Here is a 5,086-nt window from a genome sequence, read left to right on the forward strand (position 1 = left end):
CTGCGGCCCTGCGCGCGGTCAACCCGAGCAAACCGGTGGTGGCGCCCGGCATGGCGTTTTTCAGTGAAATGCCCAACGGCCAGACCATGTTCGACGCCCTCGGCGCACTCGGCGTGGCCAGCCTGAATACGGTGATTGCCTACCACCCCTACACCCAGTTGCCTGAAGGCAACGACCCGGCCAACCTGGACTTCATCGACAAGACCACCCAGCTTAACCAGGCGCTGCGCAACGCCGGCGTGCAAACCCTGTGGAGCACCGAGTGGGGCTGGTCGACCTACCCCGGCCCCAAAGACGCCCAGGACATCATCACCCAGCAAGGCCAGGCCGATTACATCCTGCGCCGGGTGGCGCTGATGAGCGCGATGGATTACGACAAGATCTTCCTGTTCACCCTCAGCGACCTCGACCAGCGTGCCAGCGTGCGTGACCAGTTTTATGGCTTGCTCGATATCGACGCCAACCCTAAGCCCGCCTACACCGCGCTGAAAAACTTCCTCGACACCAGCGGCCCGCAACTCACGCCCGGCGACCCACCCGTGGCCGACCAATTGCCCGACGGCCTGTTCAGCATCGGCTGGACCCGCGCCGACGGCCGCAAACTGTGGTTCTTCTGGTCGGCCGAGGGTGGCAACGCACACTTGCCGGGCCTGGCCAGCGCGACCCTGTATGACCCGCTGCGCGGCACGCAAGCCCCGGTAAGTGGCACCAACGGCCTGACCGTACCGGTCAAGCCGAACCTGCAAATTCTGTTATGGGACTGAGGCCTGCCATGCGCATTTTATGGATCCTGCCCTACTCGCCCTGGCCCGCCACCAGCGGCGGCAAGACTCGCCAGTTCCACCTGCTGCGCAGCCTGGCCGCGCGCGGGCACCGGATCACCTTGCTGCTGCATGACAAGCACCCGGTGTCGCTGTCCGACCGCCAGGTGCTGGAGGGCTTTCTCGAGCAGCTGATCATCCTGCCGCGCCGCCCGTTGCGCAGCGCCACCACCCTGCTGGCCGGGCTGTTTGCGCCCTACCCGCTGCTGGCCAGCGTGAATGGCCTGGCGGGCGAACTGCAGGACACGTTCAACTGGTTGCTGGGTGAACAGTGGGACGTGGTGCAGATCGAGCACAGCTACAGCTTTCAGCCTTACGAGGATGCGCTGGCACGTAAATCCCAGCCTTTTGTGCTGACCGAGCACAACGTCGAATCGGCCCTCGGCGCCGCAACGTACGACCGCTTGCCGGGTTGGGCGCTGCCGTTTATTCGCTACGATCAATGGCGCTACGCGCGCTGGGAACGCCGGGTGATGCGCCAGGCCACGCAGGTGGTGGCAGTGACCGACAGCGATGCCCAGGTGCTGCAAAAAATCGCCGGCAAGCCGGTGCACGTGGTGGTCAATGGCGTGGACTGCGACCACTTCGCCGCCGCCCGCCCCGACCCGTCGGCACGCCGCGTGCTGTTCCTCGGCAACTATGAATACGCGCCGAACGTGGACGCCATCGAATGGGCCCTGGATGAAATTCTGCCCAAGGTCTGGGAGCGCTGCCCGGATGCTCGCATGAGTGTCTGCGGTTTCGGCATGCCGGCCAGCTGGCGCGAACGCTGGCCGGACCCGCGGATCGAATGGCAGGGTTTTGTGCCGCACCTGTTGAACCTGCAATCGAGCTGCTCGGTGTTTCTTGCGCCGTTGCGCCATGGCGGCGGTTCCAAGCTCAAGGTGCTGGAGGCGCTGGCCGCCGGCCTGCCATTGGCGAGTACCGAGCAAGGCGTGTCGGGGCTGGACCTGGTGGAAGGCCTGGACTACCTTGGCGGGCAAACCGCTGCGAGCCTGGCGGACTCAGTGGTGCGCCTGCTGCAGTTTCCCGACGCCGCCGCCCCGATGGGCGAAGCGGGCCGCGCCTATGTCCGCCGCGCCCATGACTGGAGCGTCGCCGCCAGCCAGCTGGAGCAGGTCTACGCCAGCCTGGCGCCGTTGAATCAAAAGGAGCCGGCATGCGTATAGGCCTGGATTACCGCACCGTCGGCACCTCGCCGCAATCGGGCATCAGCCGCCAGGTGTATGCACTGGAAAGCGCCCTGCACACCTTGCCGGGCATCGAACTCGAGCGCTTTACCGTGGCGCCGCTGGGCGATGAAACCCGCCTGCAGGCCCACTGCCCGGACTGGGGCTGCGCCAAGACCGCCATGCACCAGCCGCACAATCGCCTGCGCTTCGAGGCCGGTTTTCTGCCGCGCGCTTTGCGTGAACAGCATATCGACCTGTACATCAGCACCTTCAATATGGGCCTGCCGCTGCCTCCCCAACCAAAAGGGTTGCGCACCGTGGTGCTGCTGCATGACCTGTTTCAGATCACCTTGAACAACTACCACGCCAACCGCCTGAAGGCGCTGATCTACAAGACCAGCGATCGCCTGTCGATTGCCTACGCGGTGCACAGCGCCGACCGCGTGTGGACGCCATCACAGTACAGCGCCGATGAAACCGCGCGGTTGTTTCCCAAGGCAGCGGGCAAGGTTCGCGTGCTGCCCAACCAGGTCGACGGTTTTTCCGAACTGGCGGCGGACCTGTCCGCGCGCCAACTGCCCGACCGTTACTGGCTGCTGGTGGGCACCCGCGAGTTGCGCAAGAACGTGCCGTTTCTGGTAGAGGCTTGGCAGCAGGCGCGACGCCAATCGCCGGCCGTACCGGAATTGGTGCTGGTGGGCAGCCTGGAGCACTTGCCCGACGCGCAGCGCAGCCTGCCGGGAATTCGCGCGCTGAGCGGCGTGTCGGATGCCGAGCTGCACGCGCTGTACCGCCAGGCCTCGCGCCTTTGGCAGCCTTCGTATGCCGAAGGCTTTGGCCTGCCGGTGATCGAGGCGCTGAGCGTCGGCACGCCGGTGGCGGTGGCCAGCGGCACCTCGCTGGATGAAATCACCCCGCCGTCGGCGCCGCGTTTTTCACCCACCGATGGCCCGGCGCTGGTGCACTTGATGGTCGACCTGGCGCAGCAACCTGCCGAAGACTCAACCGAGCAACGGCGCCAATGGGCACAACGCTACAACCATCACGCGTATCGCCAGCGCCTGGCTGAACTGATCGAGGAACTCAAGTGAGAGTGAACCTGGCTAGCCTTGTCGCGATCCTGTTTGGCCTGCTGTTCGGCGCGCTGGCGCTGCTGCTGTCACCGGCCAAGGCGTTCCTTGCGGTGGTCGGCCTGGCGGGGGCGGTGACCATCTTGCGCTTTCCGTTCTGGGGCCTGTTGCTGTTTGCCCTGATCGCCACGTTCATGCCGTTTTCCACGATCAACCTGGGCATCCGCAGTACCGTCAGCGAAGCGATCCTGGCCCTGACCTGGGGCGCGATCCTGTGGCATAGCTTTTTGGCGCGCCAGCACGATGTGCCGAGCCTTGCGCGGCGCCCCACCGACCAGATGCTGCTGTGGCTGATGCTGTTCAGCGTGTTCCCGTTCATTGTCGGCCAGGTCACGATCAGCGCTGATACCAGCGGCGTGGCCAACTGGCTGCGCTGGTTGCTCAACCTGTCGGGGGTGTTTATTGCCGCGCGGTTACTGGTGGACCACAAGCACCGCGAAGCCTTGGTGATCGCTCTGCTGCTGGGCACCCTGGCGATGCTGGTGCTGTCGATCGCGGTGTTTGTGCGCACACGCTCGGGGGCCGGGATTGCCCCGATCCTGGCGCTGTTCAACTACGCCAACTTCGACACGCTGAAGTTCGGCCTGGAGGCCATGTCCTCGCGCATGGGCTCGCCGTGGACGCACCCGAATGCCATCGGCGGGATCATGGCCTTGCTGCTGCCCCTGGCCTTCTGTTTTGGCATGACCGAGCAGGGCTGGAAGCGCGCCTTGGGCCTCGGCGTGGCGTGCCTGGGGGCGGCCGCGTTGCTGTTGGCCAGTAGCCGTGGGGCGATGGTCAGCCTGGCGTTGGTGCTGATATGGATGGCCACGCGCCGCGTGCCGTACACCGGGCGTTTGCTGATGATCGGCGCGGCGCTGACGGTGGCACTGGTGATCGCCTACCCGCCATTGCAGGAGCGCCTGGCGACGATTTTCTCGTCAAGCAATGCGAGTACCGAGGTGCGTTTCGACGAATACCGCATGTTCCCGCAAGCCGTGGCGGCCTACCCGTTGGGCATCGGCTTCAAGGTCGACCCGCCCGTGCCGGGCACGCATTTCCTGGGGATTTCCAACCTGTGGCTGAACTACATCTACAAGATCGGCATCGTCGGCATGCTGTTTTTTGTGGCGGTGACCGTGCGCTGGTGGCGTGAGGCGCGCCCGGAAAAAGGCCCGATCCGCCTGACCAAGGACAATGCCCTGTGGCTGGGTACCACCGGCGGGATTCTGTCGGCGCTGGTCAGCGGCCTGTTTGACCACTACTTCAGCTTTGCGGTGGTGATGGTCGCGTTGTTCTGGCTGATGGTCGGCATCAATGTGCTGGAGGCGCGCCGGCTGTTTCCGGCGCGCCTGCCACAGGTCAAAACCGTCGCCTATCGCAAACCGCGGCTTGAAGGCGCGCGTTCCTGATGCTCGGCTCGGCCGCCTGGCTGACCCTGGCGACTCTGCTGGGCCTGTGCCTGGGGTTCGCCCGCGAATGGTTGCTGGTGGCGGCCTGGGGTGCGGGTGAGCGCAGCGATGCGTTCCTGATCGCGCTGTTTTTGCCCGAAGCGTTGCGCATGTCCCTGGCCGGCGGGGTGCTGAGTGCTGCCGCGCTGCCGCTGTACCTGGGGCGCAAGGAGGGCGAGCGCCTGGACTGGCTGGCGGTGTTGTTTCCGGCGCTGCTGCTGATCGCACTGGTCACCAGTGCGCTGCTGACCTTGCTGGCGCCCTGGCTGGTGCACGTGCTCGGCCCGGGCTTGGCGGCAAGCGCCACGGCACTGGCGGCCAGCAACCTGCAGATTGTCGCGTGGTGTGTGCCGGGTTTGATGCTGCATGCGCTGTTCAGCATTCCGTTACAAGCCAGCGAACGTTTTGTGCTGGCGGGGTTGGGCTCGTTGCTGTTCAACCTGCCGCCGGTGACGTACCTCGCCATCGCGGGCACCGCGACGCAGCCGCATTCGCTGGCCCTGGCGTGCCTGGCCGGCAGCCTGCTGATGCCG

The 5,086-nt window shown here is 65.6% G+C and carries 4 protein-coding genes and 1 pseudogene; all 5 read left to right on the plus strand.

The features are described 5' to 3' along the window. Positions 1-764: pseudogene (locus WBR57_RS04460) on the plus strand (beta-xylosidase); the annotation flags it as partial. Positions 765-772: 8 nt separating this feature from the next. After that, the gene (locus tag WBR57_RS04465; protein WP_424082497.1) at positions 773-1,990 is read left to right on the plus strand and encodes a glycosyltransferase family 4 protein; all 1,218 of its coding nucleotides are present in this window, start codon (positions 773-775) and stop codon (positions 1,988-1,990) included. Next, positions 1,981-3,084: a glycosyltransferase family 4 protein gene (locus tag WBR57_RS04470; RefSeq protein WP_424082499.1), complete on the plus strand. Its 1,104-nt coding sequence runs from the start codon at positions 1,981-1,983 to the stop codon at positions 3,082-3,084. The genes WBR57_RS04465 and WBR57_RS04470 overlap by 10 nt, the downstream gene beginning before the upstream one ends. A gap of 2 nt (positions 3,085-3,086) precedes the next feature. Continuing rightward, complete coding sequence (locus WBR57_RS04475) at positions 3,087-4,514, plus strand: O-antigen ligase family protein (RefSeq protein WP_424082501.1); 1,428 nt, start codon at positions 3,087-3,089, stop codon at positions 4,512-4,514. Then, a partial coding sequence (locus WBR57_RS04480) for a lipid II flippase MurJ (RefSeq protein ID WP_424082503.1) occupies positions 4,514-5,086 on the plus strand: 573 nt, incomplete at its 3' end. The genes WBR57_RS04475 and WBR57_RS04480, both read left to right, overlap by 1 nt.

The organism is Pseudomonas sp. (assembly GCF_049590575.1).
In the GTDB taxonomy this organism is placed as follows: Bacteria; Pseudomonadota; Gammaproteobacteria; order Pseudomonadales; family Pseudomonadaceae; genus Aquipseudomonas.

Coding starts and splice junctions, on each gene's coding strand:
- WBR57_RS04465 (WP_424082497.1), top strand. CDS start 773: ATGCGCATTTTATGGATCCTGCCCTACTCGCCCTGGCCCGCCACCAGC.
- WBR57_RS04470 (WP_424082499.1), top strand. CDS start 1,981: ATGCGTATAGGCCTGGATTACCGCACCGTCGGCACCTCGCCGCAATCG.